20 protein-coding genes and 1 other RNA gene are annotated in these 23,300 nt (G+C 55.2%); 12 read left to right on the top strand and 9 right to left on the bottom strand.

Annotated elements, in window-relative coordinates:
- Positions 1–20 precede the first annotated feature (20 nt).
- The 3 genes from ftsA to G0Q06_RS12560 all read left to right on the top strand — a co-directional run bounded on the left by ftsA (position 21) and on the right by G0Q06_RS12560 (position 4,419).
- Positions 21–1,235 (top strand): cell division protein FtsA, encoded by a 1,215-nt coding sequence (ftsA, locus tag G0Q06_RS12570; protein ID WP_163966633.1) that lies wholly within the window; start codon positions 21–23, stop codon positions 1,233–1,235.
- A gap of 19 nt (positions 1,236–1,254) precedes the next feature.
- Positions 1,255–2,517 (top strand): cell division protein FtsZ, encoded by a 1,263-nt coding sequence (locus G0Q06_RS12565; RefSeq protein WP_163966630.1) that lies wholly within the window; start codon positions 1,255–1,257, stop codon positions 2,515–2,517.
- A 66-nt stretch (positions 2,518–2,583) separates the two neighbouring features.
- Positions 2,584–4,419: a TonB-dependent receptor domain-containing protein gene (locus G0Q06_RS12560; RefSeq protein ID WP_238710811.1), complete on the top strand. Its 1,836-nt coding sequence runs from the start codon at positions 2,584–2,586 to the stop codon at positions 4,417–4,419.
- On the opposite strand, the gene G0Q06_RS12555 is transcribed toward G0Q06_RS12560, so the two are convergent.
- From G0Q06_RS12555 to G0Q06_RS12545, 3 genes are all read right to left on the bottom strand, one after another.
- Positions 4,403–5,275, bottom strand: a complete 873-nt coding sequence (locus tag G0Q06_RS12555) for an EamA family transporter (protein WP_163966625.1) — start codon at positions 5,273–5,275, stop codon at positions 4,403–4,405. The genes G0Q06_RS12560 and G0Q06_RS12555 overlap by 17 nt on opposite strands.
- A gap of 14 nt (positions 5,276–5,289) precedes the next feature.
- Positions 5,290–5,904 carry a 3'-5' exonuclease gene (locus tag G0Q06_RS12550; protein WP_163966623.1) on the bottom strand — a complete coding sequence of 205 codons (615 nt, stop codon included), beginning with the start codon at positions 5,902–5,904 and terminating at the stop codon, positions 5,290–5,292.
- 77 nt (positions 5,905–5,981) lie between these two features.
- Positions 5,982–6,422 carry an acyl-CoA thioesterase gene (locus tag G0Q06_RS12545; RefSeq protein WP_163966621.1) on the bottom strand — a complete coding sequence of 147 codons (441 nt, stop codon included), beginning with the start codon at positions 6,420–6,422 and terminating at the stop codon, positions 5,982–5,984.
- Between the two features lie 118 nt (positions 6,423–6,540).
- On the opposite strand from G0Q06_RS12545, the gene G0Q06_RS12540 reads away from it, so the two are divergent.
- A complete protein-coding gene (locus G0Q06_RS12540) occupies positions 6,541–9,042 on the top strand; it encodes a DEAD/DEAH box helicase (RefSeq protein ID WP_163966619.1) in 2,502 nt (833 codons plus the stop codon).
- Between the two features lie 23 nt (positions 9,043–9,065).
- On the opposite strand, the gene G0Q06_RS12535 is transcribed toward G0Q06_RS12540, so the two are convergent.
- Positions 9,066–9,770 carry a PP2C family protein-serine/threonine phosphatase gene (locus tag G0Q06_RS12535; RefSeq protein WP_163966616.1) on the bottom strand — a complete coding sequence of 235 codons (705 nt, stop codon included), beginning with the start codon at positions 9,768–9,770 and terminating at the stop codon, positions 9,066–9,068.
- Between the two features lie 69 nt (positions 9,771–9,839).
- The gene (locus G0Q06_RS12530; protein ID WP_163966613.1) at positions 9,840–11,933 is read right to left on the bottom strand and encodes an ATP-dependent DNA helicase; all 2,094 of its coding nucleotides are present in this window, start codon (positions 11,931–11,933) and stop codon (positions 9,840–9,842) included.
- Between the two features lie 51 nt (positions 11,934–11,984).
- Here G0Q06_RS12530 and G0Q06_RS12525 point away from each other — a divergent pair, with 51 nt between their 5' ends.
- The 3 genes from G0Q06_RS12525 (at position 11,985) to rnpB (ending at position 14,213) form a co-directional block, all read left to right on the top strand.
- Positions 11,985–12,695 (top strand): zinc ribbon domain-containing protein, encoded by a 711-nt coding sequence (locus G0Q06_RS12525; RefSeq protein ID WP_163966610.1) that lies wholly within the window; start codon positions 11,985–11,987, stop codon positions 12,693–12,695.
- Between the two features lie 84 nt (positions 12,696–12,779).
- Positions 12,780–13,736, top strand: coding sequence for a hypothetical protein (locus G0Q06_RS12520; RefSeq protein WP_163966608.1), 957 nt, complete (start codon positions 12,780–12,782; stop codon positions 13,734–13,736).
- Positions 13,737–13,823: 87 nt separating this feature from the next.
- Positions 13,824–14,213, top strand: an RNA gene (gene rnpB / locus G0Q06_RS12515) — RNase P RNA component class A.
- Positions 14,214–14,217: 4 nt separating this feature from the next.
- On the opposite strand, the gene argA is transcribed toward rnpB, so the two are convergent.
- On the bottom strand, positions 14,218–15,528 hold the full coding sequence (gene argA, locus G0Q06_RS12510; protein WP_163966606.1) for an amino-acid N-acetyltransferase: 1,311 nt from the start codon (positions 15,526–15,528) through the stop codon (positions 14,218–14,220).
- A 108-nt stretch (positions 15,529–15,636) separates the two neighbouring features.
- Between argA and xerD the strand changes: the two genes are divergently transcribed.
- On the top strand, positions 15,637–16,602 hold the full coding sequence (gene xerD, locus G0Q06_RS12505; protein ID WP_163966604.1) for a site-specific tyrosine recombinase XerD: 966 nt from the start codon (positions 15,637–15,639) through the stop codon (positions 16,600–16,602).
- A 59-nt stretch (positions 16,603–16,661) separates the two neighbouring features.
- Positions 16,662–17,066 carry a hypothetical protein gene (locus tag G0Q06_RS12500; protein WP_163966602.1) on the top strand — a complete coding sequence of 135 codons (405 nt, stop codon included), beginning with the start codon at positions 16,662–16,664 and terminating at the stop codon, positions 17,064–17,066.
- Positions 17,067–17,124: 58 nt separating this feature from the next.
- On the opposite strand, the gene metF is transcribed toward G0Q06_RS12500, so the two are convergent.
- Both metF and rlmN read right to left on the bottom strand, forming a co-directional pair.
- Positions 17,125–18,006: a methylenetetrahydrofolate reductase [NAD(P)H] gene (metF, locus tag G0Q06_RS12495; RefSeq protein ID WP_163966601.1), complete on the bottom strand. Its 882-nt coding sequence runs from the start codon at positions 18,004–18,006 to the stop codon at positions 17,125–17,127.
- Between the two features lie 75 nt (positions 18,007–18,081).
- Positions 18,082–19,188, bottom strand: coding sequence for a dual-specificity RNA methyltransferase RlmN (gene rlmN, locus G0Q06_RS12490; RefSeq protein WP_163966598.1), 1,107 nt, complete (start codon positions 19,186–19,188; stop codon positions 18,082–18,084).
- 93 nt (positions 19,189–19,281) lie between these two features.
- Between rlmN and G0Q06_RS12485 the strand changes: the two genes are divergently transcribed.
- Together G0Q06_RS12485 and G0Q06_RS12480 are read left to right on the top strand one after the other, a co-directional pair.
- Positions 19,282–20,901: a Na+/H+ antiporter NhaC family protein gene (locus G0Q06_RS12485; protein ID WP_163966595.1), complete on the top strand. Its 1,620-nt coding sequence runs from the start codon at positions 19,282–19,284 to the stop codon at positions 20,899–20,901.
- Positions 20,902–20,947: 46 nt separating this feature from the next.
- Positions 20,948–21,364 carry an ExbD/TolR family protein gene (locus G0Q06_RS12480; RefSeq protein ID WP_163966592.1) on the top strand — a complete coding sequence of 139 codons (417 nt, stop codon included), beginning with the start codon at positions 20,948–20,950 and terminating at the stop codon, positions 21,362–21,364.
- Here G0Q06_RS12480 and G0Q06_RS12475 read toward each other — a convergent pair.
- A complete protein-coding gene (locus tag G0Q06_RS12475; protein WP_163966589.1) occupies positions 21,358–21,936 on the bottom strand; it encodes a nucleoside deaminase in 579 nt (192 codons plus the stop codon). The genes G0Q06_RS12480 and G0Q06_RS12475 overlap by 7 nt on opposite strands.
- A gap of 92 nt (positions 21,937–22,028) precedes the next feature.
- Here G0Q06_RS12475 and G0Q06_RS12470 point away from each other — a divergent pair, with 92 nt between their 5' ends.
- Entirely contained in the window at positions 22,029–23,297 is a 1,269-nt protein-coding gene (locus G0Q06_RS12470) for an FAD-dependent oxidoreductase (RefSeq protein WP_163966586.1), read from the top strand.
- Positions 23,298–23,300: the final 3 nt, after the last annotated feature.

The following is a 23,300-nucleotide window of genomic DNA, read 5'->3' as shown; positions in this document are numbered from 1 at the left end:
AAACGGGAACGATAAAGGACATGAGTCGGTCAAAAATAGTCGGAGCAATTGAAATAGGAACTTCAAAGGTGGTCGTCCTGGTGGCGGAAATGTCGGAAGGCAGAATGATGAACATCATCGGTCGCGGCCAATCCACGAATGTGGGGATGAAGAAGGGCCAGATCATGGATATCCGGAGCGTCAGCGATTGTACACATGCCGCCATTCTTGCCGCTGAACGATCCGCTGGAACCCAGATTGAGCATGTCTATTTATCCCTTACCGGGAGCCATTTGTGGGGATTCCGGCATCCGGGAGCAACGAGTATCAGCAGCAGTGAGAATTTGGTTTCCCGTAACGATATCCTGCGAGCAGTCGAAAACGCCAGAAACAAGGCCCTTGAACCGGGTGAAGTGTATATTCACCATATCCGCAATGGCTTTCTCCTCGACGGGACGCCGGTGGACAATCCCCTGGGGCGCAGTGGGTCACACCTTGAAGTTCAATACTGGCATGTCGTTGCTGACGAGCGTCAGGTCAAGGACAGCATCAATGTAATCAACGGCTTTGGACTTGATGTGAATGACATTGTCGTGTCGGCCTTGGCCTCCGGAACCTTGCTTGCAACGGAGGAGGAGAAACGCATGGGCGTCCTTGTCGTTGATATCGGCAAAGGGACGACTGATTACGTACTTTATCGTGGACGGCGGGCTGTTCAGACAGGTGTCATTCCCGTCGGTGGCGACCATGTAACCAATGATCTCAGTCTCGGGCTCCGGGTAAAAAGCAAGTTGGCGGAAGGATTGAAGAAGCGCTCTGCCAAGGCAATTATCCAGAAAGAAGACCGGACCCAGAAAGTTCCACTGGTTGGTGACTTGAGCATCGGGGACAGCTTTCATTCGCAACTTTCCATCAACAAGATTACGCATGCACGCCTTGAGGAATTGTTTATCATCCTCAAAAACAAACTCGGCAGCGCCCTCACGCGAAAAAATCTTCCGGGGGGTGTGATCCTGACGGGTGGTGTTTCAAAAACGGCCCAGATTGCTGAACTGGCTGAGCTCACCCTCGATGTTCCGGTCAGTCTTGGGACAAGTCCCTCCTGGGTGCAACATGAGGAGCTGCGGCAGCCTGAATATGCCACCGTGCTTGGACTCCTCTACAATGCCCTGCATGACCAACAGGCGGAAGAGCGCGACAAAGGCGCCAAGCCACAGACCAAGTGGCTCAAGAAAATGACAGGATTTTTTGGATAACCCCAAACCAGGCCGAACTATGGAACAACCCGGATTTTTTCCCGAACAGGACCCGCTCGTCGACGACCAGTTGCCGGACGGAGGCTTGCGAATCAAAATTATTGGTGTTGGCGGAGCTGGAACAAATGCCGTTGACCGCATCAAGCTGGAGGATCTTGAACAAGTCCACCTGACGGTTGTTGATACCGACAGCCAGGTTCTTTCTTCCTCACCGGTCGAGGAGTCCTTCCTCCTTGGCAAGACGGTCACATTGGGCAAGAGCTCCGGTGGCTCGGTGGAAAAAGGGCGCATGGCGGCCGAGGCGGACCGGGAATTCCTGCAGCGCCTCATTAAAGGGGTCGATCTTGTCTTCATCCTTTCCGGATTAGGGGGTGGAACCGGGAGCGGGGCCGCCCCCGTGCTGGCCGATCTTGCCGCCGAGGAGGGCGCCCTTGTAATTGCTTTTGTCGCCATGCCCTTCCAGCGCGAAGGCAATGCCCGCGGTGAACGCGCCCGAAACGCCTTGGAAACCCTTCAGAAAAGTTGTCATGCGGTGATTTCCCTTCCCAACGATTTGATTTTCAAGCAAGTCGATGATTCTGCCACCTTGATGGAGGCGTTTGCCATGGCTGACAAGTGGATCAAACTCGGGGTGCACTCGATCTGGTCGATGCTCTTCAATACTGGGCTCATCAACGTCGACTTTTCCACCCTGCAAAGCGCGCTTGCTCAACCAGGCGGCAAAACGCTTTTCGGCACGGGCTATGGCAAAGGGGACGATCTCGTGGAGCAGGCTCTCGACGACCTTCTCAATTGCCCCCTTTTGCATCTGCCCGATTCAGGTTTTGTGAAGGACACCGATCAGCTGATTGTGAACCTGACCGGTGGGCCCGACCTGACAATGGCGATGGTCAACAAGGTCATGGATGCTGTTTCAGAGAAGTTTGGTTGCCGCAATTCCATTGTCATGGGGGCCTCGATCGATGGCAGCTTCTATAATCAGCTCCGCATTACCGTCATGGGGACACTCCGGCGGGTCCCCTCTGTAAAAGGGTACGACCCTGTTCCGTCCGCCAGCATTCCTCCGAATGAGCCGGTGGCTCCGCCCTTGAAACGTCCCGCTCCCGAGCTCGAGCTCAGTCTCCCTCCGGATATCGGCCGGAAACAGCAGGAGGAATTTGCTTTTCCCCGTCCGGAAGACAACCGCGGCGTCTTCGAAAAAACCGGCCGTAACATTTACGAGGGAGATGACCTCGATATTCCGACCTATCTCCGCCGGGAAATTAAGATTCCTCGTGGATAATTGTTAACTAAGAAATAATTCTAATTAACAATTGCCAACCAGCCCAATATCCATCGGATGTGGGGCATGGAAAATTGGAAAAGGACAAGCCCTGAGACAAAGGGTTTTCTCATAGCATTGGTGCTGATGACTCAGGCTGTGGCGTGGAGTGATCCAGTGGTGGAGCTGACCGCATTTCCGGTTTATGCCGGTTCAAGCCTTGCTGGCCCGGATCAGGTTGTTGGCCAGCTGAGCGAACGCATGGAACGGGAAGTCCGGGTGGATCTGCAAAGCCGCGGCGGTTCGCGCTATCAGAACGACATCTCCATCCGCGGAGGAATTTTTGAAGGAACCGGCCTCATGGTTGGTGGCCTGTCCCTTTTTGATCCCCAGACGGGGCACTACTTTTCGGAAATCCCCCTGGATCCGGCTTTTTTCAGTGGGGCGCAACTGTATACCGGGGTGAATAACGCGCTGAACGGTTTCAACTCGACGGCCGGTAGCATTGACTGGAGCTGGGCCGCCATTGAACCGGGGGGACGGCTGAGTTTCAGTCTTGGATCAGACAACCAATGGGGCCTTTCGGCCGTGGTGAGCGAGGAACTGGATGAAAGGACGGGTCTGCAACTGGCGGTTGGCCGTGAATCTGGTGATGGCAGTGTCCAGTTCGGGGATTTTGACCTGACCCGGGTCAGTGGCAGGATCGAGTGGAAATTGGGATCAGGCACCTTGCGGATATTTGGAGGGTACGTGGACAAGTTTTATGGTTGGCCGAGCATGTATACTGGGATTTCCAGCCTGAATGAAACGGACCATTATCAAGTAAGCCTCGTTGGCTGGCAGTATGAGACCCGTGGTGACCGAAGCTTTCACCGGATAGGTGGATACTGGCGCATGCTGGACGATGATTACGAATTCAACCGGAGCGCCCCGAACAAGTTCTTCGAGCACGAGACGGAAGTATTCAGCCTGCAGGGCGACGGGGCCTTTTCGACTGCCGTGGTGGATTTCATTTACCGGTGGACCCTCGTCAAGGATGACCTGATAAGCAGTACAAGCCTCGTCAATGGCAGTTTTTCAAAGCGTGAATACGGGGAGTTGGCCCTTTTGGGGCAGCGACGGATTGGGACAGATTTTGGGGAACTGACCCTTTACGGTGGCATGGGGATTGAAAGCAGTGACCAAGACTCCACAGTCGGCTCTCCTCAAGCGGGCGCTCGATTAAGTGGATCACTGGAAGACGGTTCATGGACTTTGTACGCTGAATATTCAGAGAGTAGTCAGGTTCCGGGTTACACCGTCCTGAATTCCGGACCGAGTGGCCTGTTCGGGGGCAATCCTGATCTAGGAAGGGAACATGCGGAAACGATTGAGGCCGGCTTTCATGCACAGCAGGGAAATATTGCGGGTAAGCTGGTCCTGTTCCAGCGCAGGGATTCCAATCTGGTCGATTGGGTCTTTTCATCAGCCTCCCCGAATGCCCGTCAGGCGGCCCCTGTGGATATTACCGTGGAGGGCATCGAGGCCTGGCTGAGCTGGAGTGCCGGGACGACGCGTCTTGATCTGGGTTACGCCTATCTGGACAAGGAATCCACCTACGCGAGTAACCTGGTCGATCCAGCCAGCTTCTATGCCTTGAATTATGCCCGTCATCGCCTGCTGGCTTCAGCGGAGAAGGAATTATTCAAGGGGCTCTCGGTGCGTGCCGAAGTGGAATACCGGGAGCATCCTTCAAACGCTCTGCGCGCTGGGGGGGATGAGGCCTTTCGCCTGCACCTGCAGGCAGATTGGGATAACTTTTTCCACAAAGACTGGCGGCTCGTTGTTCGATTGGACAACTTGACCGACGAGAAGTTCCAGCCGATCCCCGGTACGCCTGGACCGGGACGGGAAGGGCGGGCAACGCTCAGCTACTCTTGGTAGCTTGTCGACGGCTGGCCCATTCGGCCCAGCCAAGGGCGATCAACAATATAGCCAGTCCGGGAAGCAGGCTGGCCAGATTGGCCTGTTCCCGGAAGAGGTTGATGGAAATCAGGATGGCCACAGGAATCTTGAGGTTGTTGAAGACGGCCAGGGTGGCTGGGTTGACGCGTGCCGCCCCGGCATTCCAGAGGAAAAAGCCGAGTCCGGAAGCAATTGCCCCGAGGTAGAGCAAAGCACCCCATTGGGATCCCGATAGCTGGGCCAGCTCATGTACGGGATTCTGGAGAAGAGCAAAAGGCAGGGCAGCGAGTACGCCCCCCAGATAAAGAAGGGCATATCCGTCGGTGTCGCGTGCAGTTGGCTGCTTTGCACGGATTTGTCGCCAGGCAATCTGGCCCGAGGCAAAACAGAGGTTGGCCAACTGCATGAGGAGGATTCCGGGCCATTTTGCCGGAATGGCCTGCGGCTGGAAAATCCACAGCGCACCCATGACGGCAAGGATTGAAGTCCACCAGAACCATCCCGGGGGTAGTTGTCTTTTCACTACAGCATGGGCAAGTACAACGTACAAGGGCGTGAAAATAGTCAGAAGGGCGACCTCATATCCAGTCAGCCATGTGAAGGCGTTGAAGAGGGCGACATACATCAGTCCATACTGGACTGCGCCGGTGAAGATCAGCCTGATATTGGGCTGCGTCCAGCGGAGGTAAGGCCGCTTGAGAAAAGGAATAAAGCAAGGGAGGGCGATCAGGAGCCTTGTGCAGGCGAGAGTAGCCCCGCTGAGGTCTGAGAATTCTGACTTGACCAGCCCAAAGGAGAAGCCCCAGAGAATCGAAACGGCGAGCAGGTACCACATGGCCAGTAGCTATCTCAACTGGAAGCGGTCTTTGCCCTGGCAGCCGCCCGCTGGCTCAACTGTTGCATATGCAGGTAGAGCTCCCGACTGACCCAGGCATCGGTTGCCGCGTATTGGATCTGAATATCGGTGAGCGTATTCTTGGCCCAATTGGAAACCTGGGCGCGCTTTGAGATGCGAAAACCCAGAAGCAGGGCGGCAAGGCTTCGCAGACCGGTGTTGAGGATACCAGCTTGCGTGCTCAAGGTGGCGATCTCGACAAATCCTCCCGGAGTAAAATCCTGCAGTTCCTGAAGCTTCTTGATGTCATCGGCAATGGCGACCCCGGCTTTGATGATTTCTTCATCAGCAAGGATTTCCCAGAGGGCATCAAGACTGGCAAAGTTACTGATCTGAAAGAGCCAGATATGATGTTCCCCGCCCAATTGGATCAGGGAAGCCGGATAATTCTGGCCCTTCTTGAAAGATGGTCGGGACTCCGTATCGAAGCCGAGGATCTTTTCCTTACGCAGTTCTTTCAGCGCCTTGGCCAGTTTCTCATCGTCGTCGACGATGGTAATCGGACCCTCGTATGCGTTAAGGGGCAGGTCGTTGATTTCCTCTTTAGTGATCTTGATGGCGGGGGACATTTGCTCGTTGGTATTCGCGATTTATCGCTATGGGACCCAGTAATGGGAGCTCTCCGAAAAATGCAAGGTTCAGCGCTTCAACTCGCTTGATTTTTCCAATTTAAGAGGGCTTCACGGATATTCCGGGGCAGGTCGATCCCCTCGAGTTCGCCATCATGGGCCTTTTTCGCACAGGCAGTGACCATGGTGCCAGTTGCACAGCGGCGGCCTTTTGCATTCAGGAAAACGAACCGGTAATGGATTCTCGCCGAGTCGATCTCCTCAATTTCCAATTCCACACGTACCTGCTCGTCGAATTTGAGCGGTCTCCGGAACCGGCATTGGCAGTCTACCCGCGGAAAGCCGAAAAAATTGTCTCCTTCCTGCCAAAGCAGGGAAAGCCCCAATTCACGGAATAATTCCGCCTCGGCGGCTTCCATCAGCTTGAAATAGTTGGAGAAATGGATAATTCCCGCCGCGTCTGTCTGGGAGAACTCAACGCGACGCTCAATTGTGAGCGGACAGGATACAGAACTCATATCAGGGAGTGTGTCCCTGCTTGCTGGAGAGGCAAGAGTGGTCTTTTGTGGCAAAATTCCCTTCAAAGCTTGATCCGCGCGGCGGGGTGTTAGTAAATGGAGGTTTCATTGTGTCCTTATGATCCACCGCACCCCTCAACGCAGCTACACGCCCAACACCATGGAAACCTGGTTTGAGCGCCTGAACCGTGATTGGGAGAATTTCTTTACCGAGAAGGAACTGCGCTGGGGTAGGAATTATTACCGGACCAGCGAAGTGCGTTCGACTGAGCTACTACCGAAGAGTGCGATTATCCATTTCAAGCAGGGTAAGGAACCGCTGTATGTCATTGTTGACTGGGATGAATCGGGGCCCAGTTTCCGGGAGTCTCATCCTGATGTGGCCCCCGGTCATGGCCTGGCCGTGGCCGGGATGTATGAACTTGAGGAGTTCATCGCGGACGAGCTTCCGCCGGTGACGGAGACCGAGAAGGGACAGCACGATCGATTGGAGAACAATGGTGAGGGACCGAAGCCTTTTGAGCGCCCGATCGAGCAGCCCAAAAAGACAGACAAAACCGGCCGCAGACTTCGGGTGCGCCTGACAACACGCACCGACGGCTTATGGCTGGAGTCGGGATGGAAAGGCAAGGAGGACAAGATTGACTGGTCTAAATTTTCCCTGCGAGAGCTCACCAGTTGGGAACGAGAACAATTGATTGGATACACTGCGAGGGCACACCGTTGCGGTTTCCGACCGGGAGATCGCGAGGGGACTTACCGCCTGCAGGAACCCGAGGTCATTGAGCGGTTTTTCCTTCGTGAGATAAGCGAATGGAAACGTCGTTACGGATTGGTCGAAGGCGAGGGTGTCGCTGCGTGGAAACGGGGGCTTGCCCTCGTACGGCCCTCCATCGATGTGAAAGCGGATGGGATTCAGAGCCGTTTCCGGTTCGATTTTTCCCACCGTGGAACTTCCGTCTCCGAGGAGATTCGCCAGCAGCTTTTCCGGCATCCCGGGCATGTTCATTTTGTCCCTGGTGAGGGGATTTTCAAAGTTGATCCGGGCTCGCTGGGAAGCGTCCATGAATGGAAATCGCTTCTTCCGTCGGAAGGTGAGGGGATTCTTCCCCGTTATCTTCTTTTCACGTTTGCCCGTGATCCGAATGTTGATTTGCGACTATCGCGGGAAGTGGCCCGATGGCGGCGCCAGCTGGAGGAGGCCAGCGAGGGACTTGAGGAAGTGGAACTTCCAGACTATCTCCGGCCGTATCAGAAGGAGGGCGTTTCATGGTTGAGAAAACTGGAGGCGGCTGGTTGTCATACACTTCTTGCCGATGAAATGGGGCTTGGGAAAACCCTGCAGATCCTCACTTACCTCAACGCCCAGGATGCCCTCGGGGAAAAGCCCGTGATGGTAGTCTGCCCGGCGAGTGTGGTCCCGGTCTGGCAGGCTGAGGTGGAACGCTTCTTTCCGGGAACCCCGATCAGGATTCTTTCCAGGACAAACCCTCTTGATGCCGATTCGCCCGCCCTCTGGATTTGTAGTTACACACAACTACGTCGCAACAAGCATCAACTGGAGGAGATTGAGTTTGCCTATGCCATTCTCGACGAGGCCCAGAGCATCAAGAATCCGGATGCAAAAGTGACCCATGCCTGTTTTGCCATTCGCAGCCGTCAGCGCATTGCCCTGACGGGAACACCAATGGAAAACCGTCCCCTTGATCTCTGGACACTTTTCCGGTTTCTGATGCCCGGCTTTCTCGGGAGCCGACGCCAGTTTGAAGATCTCGTGAAGCTTGACGAAACCTTCCTGCCTCGCCTGCGTACGCAGATCACACCCTTCGTCCTGCGAAGGACCAAGCTTGCCGTGGCGAGTGACTTGCCGCCGAAGGTGGAGTTTGACTGGATCTGCCCACTCACATCGCAGCAACGCCGCTTCTACGAGGAACTCACCAAGGGGGCTTCCGGGGAGTTCAAGGATGGCCTCTCAACGGCTCTCAAGCACAAGCGGATGCACCTTTTCAGTCTTCTGACACGCCTGCGCCAGGCCTGTTGCGATCCATCCCTGCTTCCTGACCATAGTGACCACTGGACGCACAGCGGGAAGCTGATGAGCCTGATCGGACGCTTGGAAGAAGCCTTTGAGGGCGGGTCAAAAGTCGTCATCTTCAGCCAGTTTGTACAGTTTCTCCGCCGGGCCCGGATCGCCGTCAAATCAGAATATCCGCATATTCCGCAAATGGAGCTGACCGGGTCGACACTCGATCGGGAGCAACCTGTGAAACGCTTCCGAGAAGCGGATGGTGCGGCCGTATTTTTTGTCAGCCTCCGGGCTGGTGGCACGGGCCTCAACCTGCAGACGGCTGATTACGTTTTCCTTCTGGACCCCTGGTGGAATCCAGCTGTGGAAGCCCAAGCGATCGACCGGGTTCACCGGATTGGCCAGAAAAAGCGGGTCATTGTCTACCGTATGATCACAAAGGGCACGATCGAGGAGCGAATAGAGCGCCTCAAGCACGACAAGGGCCAGTTGTTTGAGGATCTGCTCTCGGACATGGATGCGCCTGTCGACATCTTCAAGCAATTTGGAAGCTTGCAGGATTTGATTGCGCTTGAGGACGAACCCCTGAGATAGCGGCTTCTTATACCGGTTACCGCCTAAAACTCTACTGCGGCGATCGTGTAGTTGTCGGGTGAGCCGGCAACTTCAATCCTGAAAGTCAGGGTCTGGCAGATACTCTCGAGTGATTCCCTGACCTCGAGTGATTCCCTCAAGGATTCCTCATCGAGGGCCTTGGTCACTCCGTCTGTTAAGAGAAAAAGACGATCGCCTTCCTGTATTTTAAATTCCGCTACCTGCGGATCGATGTACAAGTCCTGGCCGATGCATTGTGTCAGCGTATGGTGGGCGGAGGCTGGAATTGCCTCGCAAGCCTCCTCAAACTGGCTCGCGATCATGCGGGCAGCGACGGTGTGTTCAACAGTGATCAAGTGAGCCTTATCGTTTGTCACGAGGTAAGCCGCCGAATCACCGATGTGAACCAACTCCAGGATTTCTTCTTCCGCCTTGTATCGGCCGATAGTCAGGGTTGTTCCGAATCCCGACTCATCTATTTCATATCCCACCTTGCGGGATTCCTCATTGATGATGCCAATGGCCATTTCAAGGGTCATTTGAGGATGCTCTCGCAATTGGCGCTTGAGAATATCGAGGGCCAGTTTGCTGGCTCGATCCCCATTCGGGAGGCCGCCCAATCCATCTGCCACAGCAAACAATCCCATCGCTGGGTCTACGAGGTAGCTGTCCTGGTTCTCACGGCGAACGGACCCTGTTTCAGTCAGGCCGAAGGAGGCTTTAATCATGATTTAATCCTACCTGAGGTAGGCTGTGAGGCAAATGCAAAGCTGACAAAATGATCAAGCCACCAAGGCTCAGGAGATCCGTTTGTATTGACTATGTGGAAGGACATCCAAAAAGAGCCTCCCATACGGTTTTGAGAGAATCCGGGAGTCGAGAATCGCCAGTCGGCCCTCATCGGTCTGGTTTCGGATAAGTCGCCCGAGGCCTTGACGGAATTTGACCAATGCCGCTGGCAGGGTGAGCTCGGAGAATGCACTGCGGCCTTCCTCACGGCATTTCTCACCCCTTGCCTCGGCAATGGGATGGGAGGGATTTTCGAATGGGAGGCGGGTGATGATGACCTGCGAAAGCGCGGGTCCGGGCACATCGACGCCGGTCCAGAAGGAATCGGTGCCAAGTAGAATGCCATTGCCCGTTTCGCGGAAGGCGGTGAGCAATTCCGATCGTCCCATTCCGGTTCCCTGGCTGAATAGCGGCCGGCCAAGGCGGCTGCACTGGGGACGAAGACCTTTGTCAACAGCCAGAAGATCGCGATAACTCGTGAACAGGACAAGTGATCCGCCTTTCACTTCACAGGCCAGCCGGAGAATTTCCTTTTCAAGGAATTTCGTGTTCAGGCTACCGTCCTCGGAGGAGGGGCCCGGAGCCCCTTCATGGATGAGGATTTCCATCTGTAGAGGATAATCGAAAGGCGAGGCAACCTGCTCTGAATCAGCCTCGGGCGCCCCCACCTTTCGCTTGAAGGAGTCCATGTCCGGACCTTCGGCCAAGGTTGCGCTCGTCAGGAGCAGTCCAGTATTTCGCTCAAAGAGCCGTTCACGCAATGGGCCGGCCACTTCAAGCGGCGCCGACCTCAAATGCACGCGCTTGCCCTGCTGTCCGGTACCCTCAATCCAGTAGACGGATTCCGGATCGCTGATCTGAAGAGCCTCGTTAATGCCCTCGCGATAAGCCTGCAACCTGCGTCGGACTCCCTCTAGTTCATCCCGCTCGGCACCTTCTTCCATACGGCTTTCGCATTTGCAGATGCCGTGGATGAGGTCTCTCAAGGGAATATCCAAGGAATTCTCGTGCCAATCCGCGACGCGCAGGCGGAACGGGCGTCCGGCCCCGAGATGCTCCTGCTTTACAGATTCAAAAAAGCCCTCCACCTCATCGGTAAGGATCATGACCTGGCTACGAAGGCCCGGGTCTCCGTTTTTCACCAGCAGCCCACGGGACTTCCGCTTGTGCGGATGATAGAGTTTGAGCAATTGCCGCCTCAGACCGAGGCCGCTGATTTGCAGGCCGAAATACTCGGTGGCAATAGCCGGGAGGGTATGGGCTTCATCAATCACCATGAAATCCTCGGGAAAGAGGATTCCGGGAACATCCCCGGTCGGGAAGTGGCCTGCCGCCAAAAGGGCAAACAGCAGGCTGTGATTCACGATAATCAGGTTGCTGTCCCTGACGGCTTCCCGCGCCTTGCGGAAGAAACAGCTTTTGGGGGAACAATTCCTTGGGTTGCAGGAATGTCCGTCTGCCTGGACCCAGTCCCAGACCTCCGGAAGTGGTTCCGGGCTCAGTTCCTGACGCAAACCGGTGGTGGTTGTCTGTGCCCAGTCGGCAATGCGCTCGAGCTCCTTCTGCTCATTTGAGGGAAAAAGCTCTGTGCGGGTCTTGAGGGCCTGTTTCAGGCGCGTTCCACAGAGGTAGTTGCCACGCCCGAGGAGTACTGCGTGACGAAATTTCGCAAAATGCGCCAGAATGGGATCACTCTGGAACAGCTTCCGGCAGAGTGACAGGTCTTTAGTCTCAATCTGTTCCTGCAAGGCGATCGTATGGGTGGAGACGACGAGCGGTCGTTCGGCCGATACGGCCTGCATGATACCCGGGATCAGGTAGGCAAGGCTCTTCCCGACGCCTGTGCCGGCCTCAAAGAAAACGGGCTGGTCCCTTTGCCACGCCTCCAGCGTCCGTAGCGCCATTTGCTCCTGCTGCGGACGGTGTTCCAGCTGCATCTTCTTTTGGAGGGTGCCCTCCTTTTTGAAAATACGGGCAACGGCCTCCCAAGTCTCCTGTGCGGGGATTTTCGCTACAGATCCTTCCAGAAAAGCATCATTCAGCCCGATCATGTCAGGATGATGCGGGGACAGTGGGATTCGCGGCAATGGCAAAAAGCACATAAAAAGGTTTTTCCAATTGCCAATTGGCATGGCACTCGACAAATCTCAGGCATGGTTGCTGACTGGATTCAAAAGCTTTTAATCCTGCAAGATCGGGATACTCGCTGTGATTCCATTCGTCGACAACTGGATGATATCCCACGGGAAATCCAAAAAGAGGAGGTGGCCATCGGCCAGCTTGAGTTTGCGCTGGCCGAAAAGGAGAATGGGCTGAAAGCCTTGGAAGTGCGCCGGCTCGAACTTGAGGGAGATGTCGCTGAAGCGGAGGAGCATATCATCAAGTACAAGACCCAGCAGATGCAGGTCAAAAAGAACGAGGAATTCACGGCCCTCGAAAACGAGATCAAGAACCTGCAATCATCCATTTCAGATCTGGAGGATAAGGAGCTCCAGGTCCTTGAGGATATCGAGCTGTATCAATCCGAGCTGGAGAAATTGAGCCAGTTGACCAAGGAGCAAAAGCACACCCTCGAGGCGCATATCCAGTTACTGAAGGACAATTTTACCTCCTTCCAATCCGAATTGAAAGCTGCCGGTGAGGCAGTTGAAGCTTGTGCGAAGGAGGTGGATGAATCTGTTCTCCAGCAATACAAGTACGTCAAGGGGCAGGTGAAGCGCCCACCCGTTGTCGTGCAGTTGGAGGATGGCCGTTGCCAGGGATGTCACCTCAAGGTATCTGGCGATATCGAGTCCACTACCCGGCGGGGGAAGGAACTTGTCCGCTGCGACAGTTGCGGCCGAATCCTTTACTTTGACCGGTAGGCGCAGGTTCACGGGTTTCCCTGTGGGATTTACAAAAACAGGGCATTGACTTCGGGACTCTGCATGATTTATAGACCCTATTCGATGAACTTATCTATCTTGTCTTTCATCGGTGTCAGGGGCAGGGCAGTTTTTCGAGGGGTAGCAGCCTTTCTGACCATAGGGCTGTCTTCTTCCTACGGATTCAACTGGGTGGACTACCTGCCTTTGGTCTCATTTAACCAATGGGTCATGACCTCTGAATCGACCGAACCGCTCCGGGTTGAGTCGATCGGCGGTCCCTTCTTCCGGACCTCCTTCAAGGATATTGACCGGGATTACCGGGACCAGTTTCAACTGACCCCGGATGGTCTGCATTGGGTGAATGCCTACTGGTTGGATGGAGGAGGCCAAAGCCTTTTTGTAGATTTCGGCTTGCCGGGTGTCCCCTTGTGTCCTCTGGGATTGACCGAAGGTGTTGTCGTGCCGTTTTCCGGATCTGCCAGTGGCACGGTGAATCCCGGGTCAATTCCGGTCACCTGCACTTTTAGCGGTGATGTGTTTTTCGCCAGGTTTGAGAGACGTTTGGTGGCAAATACGGTCATTCCGGTGGCGATTGTGAAGATTGACGTCCAAATGACGGTGGATGATGGTACCTCAACCATTTTCACGCGTGAGATTTCGACGACCTATGCGATCTTATACGGCTATGGTCCGGTGGGGGTGGAAAATTCCAGTTCAGATCCAGTCTGGTCCTATGTCTGGGAACTCGGTGACTTTGGTGGAGCTCTTCCAACCTACGGCAGTGGTTACTGGTCGACCGTTCCGCCGGATCCGCGCACTGGGCGGAAGTTGACCGGAATCGGAGTCATCGATGACCAGAACTTTCCCTGGATTTATCATTATGGGGAGGGTGGCTGGCTCTGGGTAAGCACATCCGCCAGCACGGGTCCTTTCAACCTATGGCTGTGGAGCGCGACGGATGAGAACTGGATCTGGGCGAGCGACTTGTGGGGCGGATGGCACTACCGTTTCCTGTCCGGTTGGACTGAATGGCCCTGATGTGCATTTGGCTATTGTTCCCTCTTTGGGTTTAGGGTTTAACAATTGTGGTTGCCAGAGGGCTTCAATGATCCACGCTTTGAGTTAACCGGTTGGCGGGCTCCCGCTGTCGTTCTTCGGGACGGTAGAGGAAAGTCCGGACACCATAGGGCGGGATTCCTTGTGAAAGCAGGGGCACGCAGGCTGCGAAGCCGGCGTGACGGACAGTGCCACAGAAAATATACCGCCTCGATTCGTCGAGGTAAGGGTGAAATGGTGAGGTAAGAGCTCACCGCCCGGAAGGTAACTGACGGGGCACGGTAAACCCAATCTGGTGCAAGACTGAATAGGGGATCGGGCGGCCCGTCCGATGATCCCGGGTTAGTCGCACCTCCGACTTGTCGGGGGATTCCGCTTCGGCGGGATAGATAAATGGGAGCCACTTTCCCCGACTTGTCGGGGAGGGGACAGAATCCGGCTTACCGCCAACCGGTCCTTTTTTCTACAAGTCCTTGTAGAAAATCTGCGAGTTGCGATCGCTGCGTTCGAGTTGTTCTCGCAAAGGCTTTGGCAGGAGAGCGCGCTGGCCGACCGAAAACCCGCAGGTATCCCGGAAAAAGGCGGAGGTCTGCGTGGTCAGGGCGACCAGCCGGTTCTTGTTCTTTTTCGCGCATGCTTCAGCGGCAAACTGCACCATGGCTTTGCCAATCCGGCGTCCCTGATAAGCAGGATGGACGTAGACTGCCCCAAGCTCGGAGGTCCTTGACCGGGGAAAGTTGGTGATGCGGAAGCATCCGATGATGCTGTCATCAATCTCGTAGACATGGTAGTCCGCGATGTCCGCTTCAATGCTGGCCCGGGAGCGCGGCCGAAGAATTTCCTCGCGCACCGCCGACTTGGTAAGCGTGAAGATTGCCCCGACATCCTTGCGTCGGGCGGCCCGGATCTGGGAGTACGGATTGGAATGAATCATGGATCCGATACCGACTTTGGAGAAGACCTCCATCAGGAGTCCGTCGTGGATGCGACAGTCGATAATGTGGGCCCGCGGCGTGCCGCCCTCGATTGCCTTAACGGCGTATTCCGCCTTTGAGCGGACAGCCTCATCAATGAGCTTTTGTTTGGAATCGAGGTGTTTCTTGACCTCCTGAAAGTCGACATTGAGCCGAAGCTGTCCCTTGTAGGTTAATCCCGGGTAGGGCAGGATATAAATTAACTTGGAGGCCTTGAGGGCAATCGCGAGTTCAGCGCCAAGAAGATCCGAATTAATCCGCCGCTCGGAACCGTCCTTGGTGAAGGCCACCGGGCTGATGAGGGGGACCATTTCATCGGCCATGAGCTTTATAATCAGCTCGGCGTCGATTTTTTCCACTTTACCGGTGAAGAGTTGGTTCACTCCCTTGATGATGCCACGGTCGGTTGCCCGAACGGCGTTGACGCGCGCGCACTTGAGCCCGTTGCGGGTGAGCCCTCGCTCTATCTGGTGACCAACCCGTCCAGCCGCATTAATGGCCACCTCGAGGGTTGCATAATCCGTGGGCCCGTAGCCACGCGCTTCCGACACTTTTAGATGTTTGTCCTTGGCCAGCTTCATGACCTGTTCGCCGATCCCGTAGACAACCACCAGGCGAATGCCAAGGTTTCGCAGGACAGCCAGTTGGAGCATGAGGTTGTTGATCGTGTCCTCCTCAACGACTGAGCCATCCAGCGCGATGACGAAAGTATGGTGACGCCATTGCGGGACATATTTCAGAATGCCGCGCAGGTCGGCCGGGTTCAGCTCCCGGTCATTTTCCCTTCCGTCTAGTTTCATGGAGCAGAGGAAAGCGCAATGAAGCGGGCTTTTCAAGGTTAAGTACAGGCGGGTCGGATGCTAAATTAGCGGTTGATATGGATCCGGTATCCTATTCAATCTGAACGGATGGGTTCCCTCAAAAGCAAGCGCTGGAGTGATTCGATCGACCGTGCGATTGATTCCCTGCCGCCCGCACTGGCCGATGGGGTGGATGCTTTCGGGGTCTTTATCGAGCTCGAGAAGGGGCATTCCCGGCACACGGTGGAAGGGTATCAGCGCGATATTTGTCAATGTGCCCAATTTGTTGCTACAAAGTGCAAGCGCCAGATATGGGAATCCGTCAAGGGCGAGGATATCTCGGCCTGGCTGCAATCGCTGGATGACGAGGACTACAGTGCAGCGTCCCTGGCCCGCAAACTGAGTGCCTTGAAGCATTGCGCCCGCTTTTTGGTCGCTGAGAAAGTCATTCGGGATGATTTTACCGAGCTGTTGAGCGCCCCCAAACTGGCCCGTCATTTGCCGGACACGCTCTCTCCGGAGGAAGTGGACGCCTTGCTTGAGGCACCCAGCCGGCATTCCGCACAGGGGCTGAGGGACCGGGCATTCCTTGAGTTGATGTACAGCAGCGGGTTGCGCGTTTCGGAGCTTTGTGCCCTGACGCTCCAGAACCTTGATCTTGAGGAAGGCTTCCTCCGGGTGGAGGCGGGCAAACGCGGCAAAGATCGACTAACCCCCGTCGGCGGCCGGGCCATCGAAGCGATCAAAGCTTATCTGCATACTGCGCGCCCGCAGTTGGTCCGTCCAAAGACTGGAAGTGTGGTTTTTCTCAGTAACAGGGGAACAGCCCTTTCGAGGAAGACCGTCTGGCACTGGATCAAGAAGTATGCGCAAGTAGCTGGTATCGAGAAGTCGGTGAAGCCCCACGGCCTCCGGCACTCCTTTGCGACGCATCTGCTCAGTAATGGAGCGGACCTTCGTGCTATTCAGGAGATGCTTGGACATGCAGATATTGGCACAACAGAGATTTACACGAAAGTGGATCGCAAACAGCTCATTAGCGCGCACAAGCGGTTCCATCCGCGCAAGGCCTAAAGATCCAATGAGGGTTTTGTGGATGGACAGGGGAGCCCTCGTCGGATAGGTTCGAGGCCATGAAAATTCTACTGATCACACTATTATTCTGTTTTGTTCCTGTTTTCCTGAATGCCGAAACGGGCGGGGCAATGGCCGAACGAAAGGCAAAAATGATGAAGCAGGATGGCGAAGCTGAGCTTGAAAAGGCCGCCAACAAGAAGGAAGTCACTAAAAAGGTCGAGGAATCAGGCGAGATTGTTGAGAAAAAGCAAGTGGAGGTTGAGGAAGATGTCTCCCGGGAAGTGAAGAAAGCCAAGGCGGTGAAAAAGGACAAGTCTCCCGGTATGGCCAAGAAGGAAGGGGAAATGCCACCCGGGCTGGCTAAACAATCGGAAAAGAAGGCTGAACAGGTTCAGAAGGATGCCGACAAGGCCGCTCCTGAAGCGCAGGAAAAGCGCAAGAAGTGGTGGAAATTCTGGTAGAAGAGCTGGCTTTAAACAAAGTCTGGCAACCGGTTTTATATTGAGCCAGTAACTCCGCCTAGAGGCGGCCTGATTGCCGGAGACGCTTGATCACTTCCACGGCCATTCCGCTGCGATTCATGATATACATGTGAAAGGCCTTGATGCCGGCATCCATCAAGCCGGCTATTTGCCGGTGGGTCCAGTCGACGCCAACTTCACGAGTCTTTTTCGGGTCATCACCAGCCGCTTCCAAGGCTGCTTCCAACTCAGCAGGAATGTGCTGGCAAAAGCGCTTGGCCTGCTTGGCGGAACGGATTGGCATCAGCCCCGGTATGATAGGGATGTCAATACCCGCTCCCTGGCATCGCTTTACAAATTCCAGAAAGTTGGCGTTATCGTAGAAAAGCTGCGTCGTGATGAAGGAAGCCCCAGCGTCCACTTTTCCCTTCAAGTGGCACAGGTCGTCTTCGGCGGAAGTTGCCTCCGGATGCACCTCCGGATAGCCGGCCACGCCGATGCTGAACCCGGAGTAGTTGTCCCGGATCAGCTTGACCAGATCACCCGCATAGGGAAGTCCGTCGGGATGCGGTGTGAAGGTGCTTTCTCCACTTGGCGGGTCCCCCCGAAGGGCCATGATGTTGCAGAATCCTGCCGCCTGGTAAGCCGAAATGATCTCCAGCAGCTCCTCGCGGGAGGAACCGACACAGGTCAGGTGTGGCATGACTTCAAACCCGTATTCATCCTTCAGGATCGAAGCGTAGCGGTAGGTCCGCTCACGTGTCCCGCCACCGGCTCCATACGTGATTGAGACAAAATCGGGATCTATCTGTTCCCGGATCTCCTTCGCCGCCGCTACGATCTGTTCCCCGCCCGATTCATCCTTCGGGGGAAAAAATTCCACCGAGATCACTGGGCGATTTCGGGACAGAAATTCAGTTATTGGACGGTTTTTAGACATCAAGATATAAGGATGGGATGATGGGTTTGGATGTAAAGACAAAAGGCCTGGGCTGACCAGCGAGGGAGCAGGGGATCAGGCCTGGCGTTGTTTCTCAGTCTGGAGGCGAAGCTGGCCACAGGCGGCATCGATATCGTGGCCCTTTTCCTTGCGGACGGTGTGGGAGATCCGGGCCTCCTTGAGGATTTTGGAAAAAGCCATCTGGCGGTTGATATTGGGGCGTTTCCAGGGAAGCCCTTCGACGCGATTATAGGGAATGATGTTCACATGCGCATGGAGGGACTGGGCAATTTGAGCAAGCTTATGAGCCTGCTCGAACGAATCATTGACGCTGTCGATGAGGATAAACTCGAGGGTAAGCATGCGACCATGTTTGTCCGAGAAAGCCTGGACTGCGGGAATCAGCTCTTCAAGCGGGTATCGCTTGTTGATGGGCATAATTTTCTGCCTGACCTCGTTGGTGGCTCCATGGAGGCTGAGGGCGAGTCGAAATTGGATCGGCTCGTCGGCGAGCTTGTGAATTTGCGGGACGAGGCCGGAGGTGGAGACAGTGATGCGGCGTGCGCCAAAATGGAGGCCCCATTCGGCATTCAGTGTGCGAATGGCATTGACGACATTATCGTAGTTGGCGAGCGGTTCGCCCATGCCCATGAAGACGATATTGTCAAAGGGAACGCTTTGGTCGGGCCGGCTTGCATCCCTCTCCTGTTCAATCCGGGCAACATGGATGAACTGGGCGATGATTTCAGCGTCGGTCAGGTCGCGCTTCCAACCGGCTAGCCCGGAAGCACAAAACTTGCATCCATAAGCACAGCCAACCTGTGAAGAGACGCAGATGGTCTTGCGTGATGATTCCGAACCCACTCCACGCTGAGGGTAACGAATAAGGACTGTTTCCACGAGTGACTTGTCCTCGCCCTCGAGGAGCAGCTTCTCGGTGACGTCGCTGGCCTTTTTCACAAGAAGGACGGAGTTCGGGCTCATGCAGGCGTTAAGATCGAGCCATTCAATGAGGGCGGTGGGCAGGTTGGTCATCTCCTTGAAGGAGGCGACGCGTTTCCGGTAGAGCCAGTCGAGGATCTGCTTGGCACGGAAGGCCGGAAATCCTGCAGGCTTGAGAAAGGCCACCAGTTGATCAGGTGACATGCCATAGAGGGAAGGCTTGGACGGTTGGAAACGCATAGGGTTAAGGATGAAAGGTGTGTGAAAGCGGGGCGTAGTGGCAATCGGGAAATGGAACCTTGATCCTCGTCGCGATGACGGCATGCTGGCCCCATGATGAAGGGCAAGCGATTAATCTGGCTCCTGGCCGGGATTGCCGTGGTGACTGCGCTGATTGAGATCGCCGGTCTGGGAATGGCTTCGATTTGGCCAAGTGTGGCGGCCCTCCTGCTCGTCTTCACAACACGCAACGTGTTGATGGGCCTCCTTGGCGGTGCTCTCATCGGGACCGTGCTTCTGGTCGACGGACAGCTCTGGCTGGTGCCTTTGCAGCTGGTGGAACGGCACCTTTTGCCCAATTTTGGCAGCTCGTGGAAAAGCGGGGCCATTCTATTCACGCTGATCCTGGGTGGATTTGTCCACTTGCTTGAACGGGGTGGGGTGCTCCAAGCCCTGTTAACCCGGCTCCTGCATGGACGGTCAAAACGAAAAGTGGAAGCGGGTGCCGGGCTTTTCGGACTGGTGTGTTTCTTTGATGGCTTGGCGAACAGCCTCATGGTCGGGCGCCTTTTCCAGCCCCTTGCGGCAAATGCCGGAGTGAGCCGCGTGAGGCTGGCCTACATTGTCGACACAACCAGCGCAGCGGTTGCGTGCCTGGCCTTTATTTCCACTTGGATCGCCTACCAATTGGCGATGATTCGTGAGGGATTTATTCTTGCCGGACAGGAGGCCAACGCGGAACCGTACCACCTCTTTTTTGCCAGCTTGCCGCATAACTACTACGCATGGTTTGCCCTGCTGCTGATGGGTTTCGCGATTTGGAAACAATGGAATTTCGGCCCGATGAAGGCCGCAGAAGAGACCCAACCAGATTCAGGTGGTATTGATCTGCCTGAGGAGGCATTCAAGGGAGCGCTTTGGCGGGCCTGGATTCCGGTGGCCGCTCTTTTGGCGATCATCTTTGTTGGAATCTACACCGACGGGGTTCATCGGGCGGGCAAAGCCCTCCTGCCACTGACCTTCGACAAGCTGGCGATGAGTTTTGCTGAGGCAAACGTGCCAGCCATCCTGATCATTGGCAGTGCAGTCGGAGCCCTTCTTGCGTGGTGGTTCCTTCCCCGTTCAGTCCTCAAGAAGGGCGAAACCGGTGGAGGGGTTTTTATGGAGGGGATGATCCAGCTTTTCCAGCCGGTACTGATCCTCATTATGGCCTGGATGCTCAGTAGCACACTCAAGGATCTCCAAGCGGCCGATTATCTTGGAGAGCTCCTTGGCGACCGGATTCCCGTTTCCCTTTTCCCTCTAGCGGTATTCCTCACGGGGAGTCTTGTCGCTTTTACTACCGGGACATCCTGGGGGACGATGGGTCTGCTGATGCCTCTGGCCATTCCGCTGGGATTCAGTATCTCGGGCGGAGATTACGCCGAAGGCATGCGGGTGATGCCGATGGTCGTGGGGGCAGTCTTCAGTGGAGCCGTTTTCGGGGACCACTGCTCGCCGATCAGCGACACGACAATCGTCTCCTCGATGGCCTGCGGCATCGATCCCATGGATCACGTCCGAACCCAGTTGCCATACGCCTTGCTGGCGGCCATGGCTGCTGCCACGCTGGGCTTTCTTGGTGTGGGAATTCTGGGCGGGCCGGCATGGGCCTCACCCTTGGCAGCCCTCGTTTTTGCCGCGATGCTCGTCGTATTTTCTTCAATTTGGGGCGAGAAAGCATCCAAAGCTTGACCCGCGGAGCGGGAATCTCATCCTTTGTTGATAACTTGATTACCCCATGAGTAGCCGTAGCAGACTTAACAAGACCGAGGAACGCACCGATATCAACATCTCCCCGATGATTGATATGGTCTTCATTCTCCTCATTTTCTTTATCGTAACGACCGTTTTTGTTGAGGAAGAAGGCATCTCAGTCGACAAGCCAACTCCGCAACCTCCTGACAAAGAGCAGGAAGAGCGTGATGAGCCTGTCATTTTGCGGGTAACGACCAATAACCAGGTTATCCACGATGGGAATGTAGTGACCCTCAATCGTGTGGAAACTCTCGTCAAAACGGCAATCTCCAAGTCTGATGTCCCTGTCATCATGCAGGTTGAGCGAGGCGCCCTGGCAGGCGTAATGGTTCAAGTCATGGACCGGGCGAAAGTCGGCGGAGCGGAAAAAATTTCCGTAACGTCAGTTGAAGCTCAGTAGGTCTGTCCAGTCTGGCGGGCGTATTCCCTGAGGACTTCGGAAGCTTCTTTTCTAAGAATATCGCGATCCACAGAAATGCCGCGGCGTTTAAGTCCCTGTATCCAGTTTCTGGGCATGGGACCTTCATCAAACTCCGTCAGCGATTCCACATCCTCACGGCGTGCTCCAATAAGAATCCGGTTAATACCCGCCCAGACGGATGCTCCATAGCACATCGCGCAGGGTTGAGCGCTGGTTGCCATGACAAAATGGTGACGCGAGGCATTGAGGCGATGATTGCGCAACCGGTGTTGGGCGAGCATAAAGGCCATCATTTCCGCATGAGCAGTTGAGTTGAATAGCGGAACGACGCGATTGACCCCGATGGAGATAACCTCGCCTGTATCGGAATTAAAGATAGCCGCCCCGAAGGGTCCACCGCTTGATTCTTCCACATTCTTAGCTGAAAGTTCGACGGCGAGACGCATCTTGTCCTCATCCGTGGGATACTTCTTATCCAGATTCACTTCCCAATCCCGAACCCATTCAGGGAGTGACAGGGAAACCGAAGTATAAAGCTTTGCTCGTTCCATGCACTCATACTGTAGGCAGAATGCCGCACCGTGCAACTCCGGCGTTCTTGAATTCAATTGACGCCCAGCTCAGGGCCTTTAATATTTTTCTTATGGAAGGGAAGTTACGTCGGAAAGTTGTCGTTGTTGGTGCCGGACCTGTTGGTCTTGCTGCAGCTCTCACCCTAAAGGCCAGGGATGTAGAGGTGGAATTGATTGAACGGGACGATCGACCCGGGACGCATAGCTATGCTTTGGCATTACACCCGAAGACCCTCTCCCTCCTGCGCGAGTGGGGCGTGAGTGAGGAACTTGAGAAATCTTCCGTAACTGTTTCCCATCTGGCCTTTTGCGATGAAAATGGACCTCGCCACGAGTTGGACCTTTCCAAGGTCAACGGGCATGACTCAGGATTGCTCATTGTCGGCCAGGACCACTTGGAGGAGGCGCTGGTACGACCGCTCGAACGAGCAGGTGTCAAGTTAAGCTGGAGCCACCGCCTGTCCACCATGCAGCAAGACGAGGACGGCCTGGACTTGGAATTGGAGCGTCTGTCGGAGGGAATGAGTGGATACGCCATGGCGCGTCTGGAGTGGCAGGTCGACAAGGAGTTACACACGCAGGCTGATTATGTCATCGGGGCAGATGGACACTTTTCCATGGTGAGAAGAAAATTGGGTATCGAGTTTCCTAATGTGGCCCCGACGCAGAGTTTTGCCGTCTTTGAATTTAAAACTGATTTCAACCATAATAACCGGGCCCACATTGTCATGGGTGAAGAGGGGACTTCCATCCTTTGGCCATTACCGGGTGGTTATTGTCGCTGGGGTTTTGAAATTGAGGAGTCCAAGGCTGAGCAGTTCTCACGGGATAAGGACCGCCTGTTTGTCCAGGTCGGCGCACATGGCTATCATGTTTTGGAAACTCAAATGTTGGAGGCCTTGATCAAGGAACGCGCCCCCTGGTTCAACGGATCCATCGGCCAGTTCCGCTGGAGAATGATTGTCCGTTTTGAAAAGCGCCTGGCCGAGTCATTCGGGAAGGGGCGCACTTGGCTTGCCGGCGATGCATGCCATCTGGCCGCACCAATTGGGATGCAGAGCATGAACCTGGGAGTCCAGGAAGGCCATTTGCTCGCACAAATAATTGCCGATGTCCTTGATGGGAAGAGTGGCGCCGACCAACTTGAAGAGTACGGAGCATCCCGGCTGAAGGAATGGCGAAGCCTGATGGGGCTTGATGTCATGATGATGGAAACGGCGGTGACAAGCCCGCTCTTGGCAAGATACTCGGATCGTTTAATGGAGTGTATCCCGGCCTCCTTGGATACGCTTGGGTCATTCGCAGACCTCCTCGGGATGGAAATCGTTCCCAAAGAGTAACAA

Source organism: Oceanipulchritudo coccoides (assembly GCF_010500615.1).
In the GTDB taxonomy this organism is placed as follows: Bacteria; Verrucomicrobiota; Verrucomicrobiia; order Opitutales; family Oceanipulchritudinaceae; genus Oceanipulchritudo; species Oceanipulchritudo coccoides.
The sequence above is the reverse complement of the archived record's forward strand: the minus strand, read 5'-3'. Positions and strand labels throughout refer to the sequence as shown.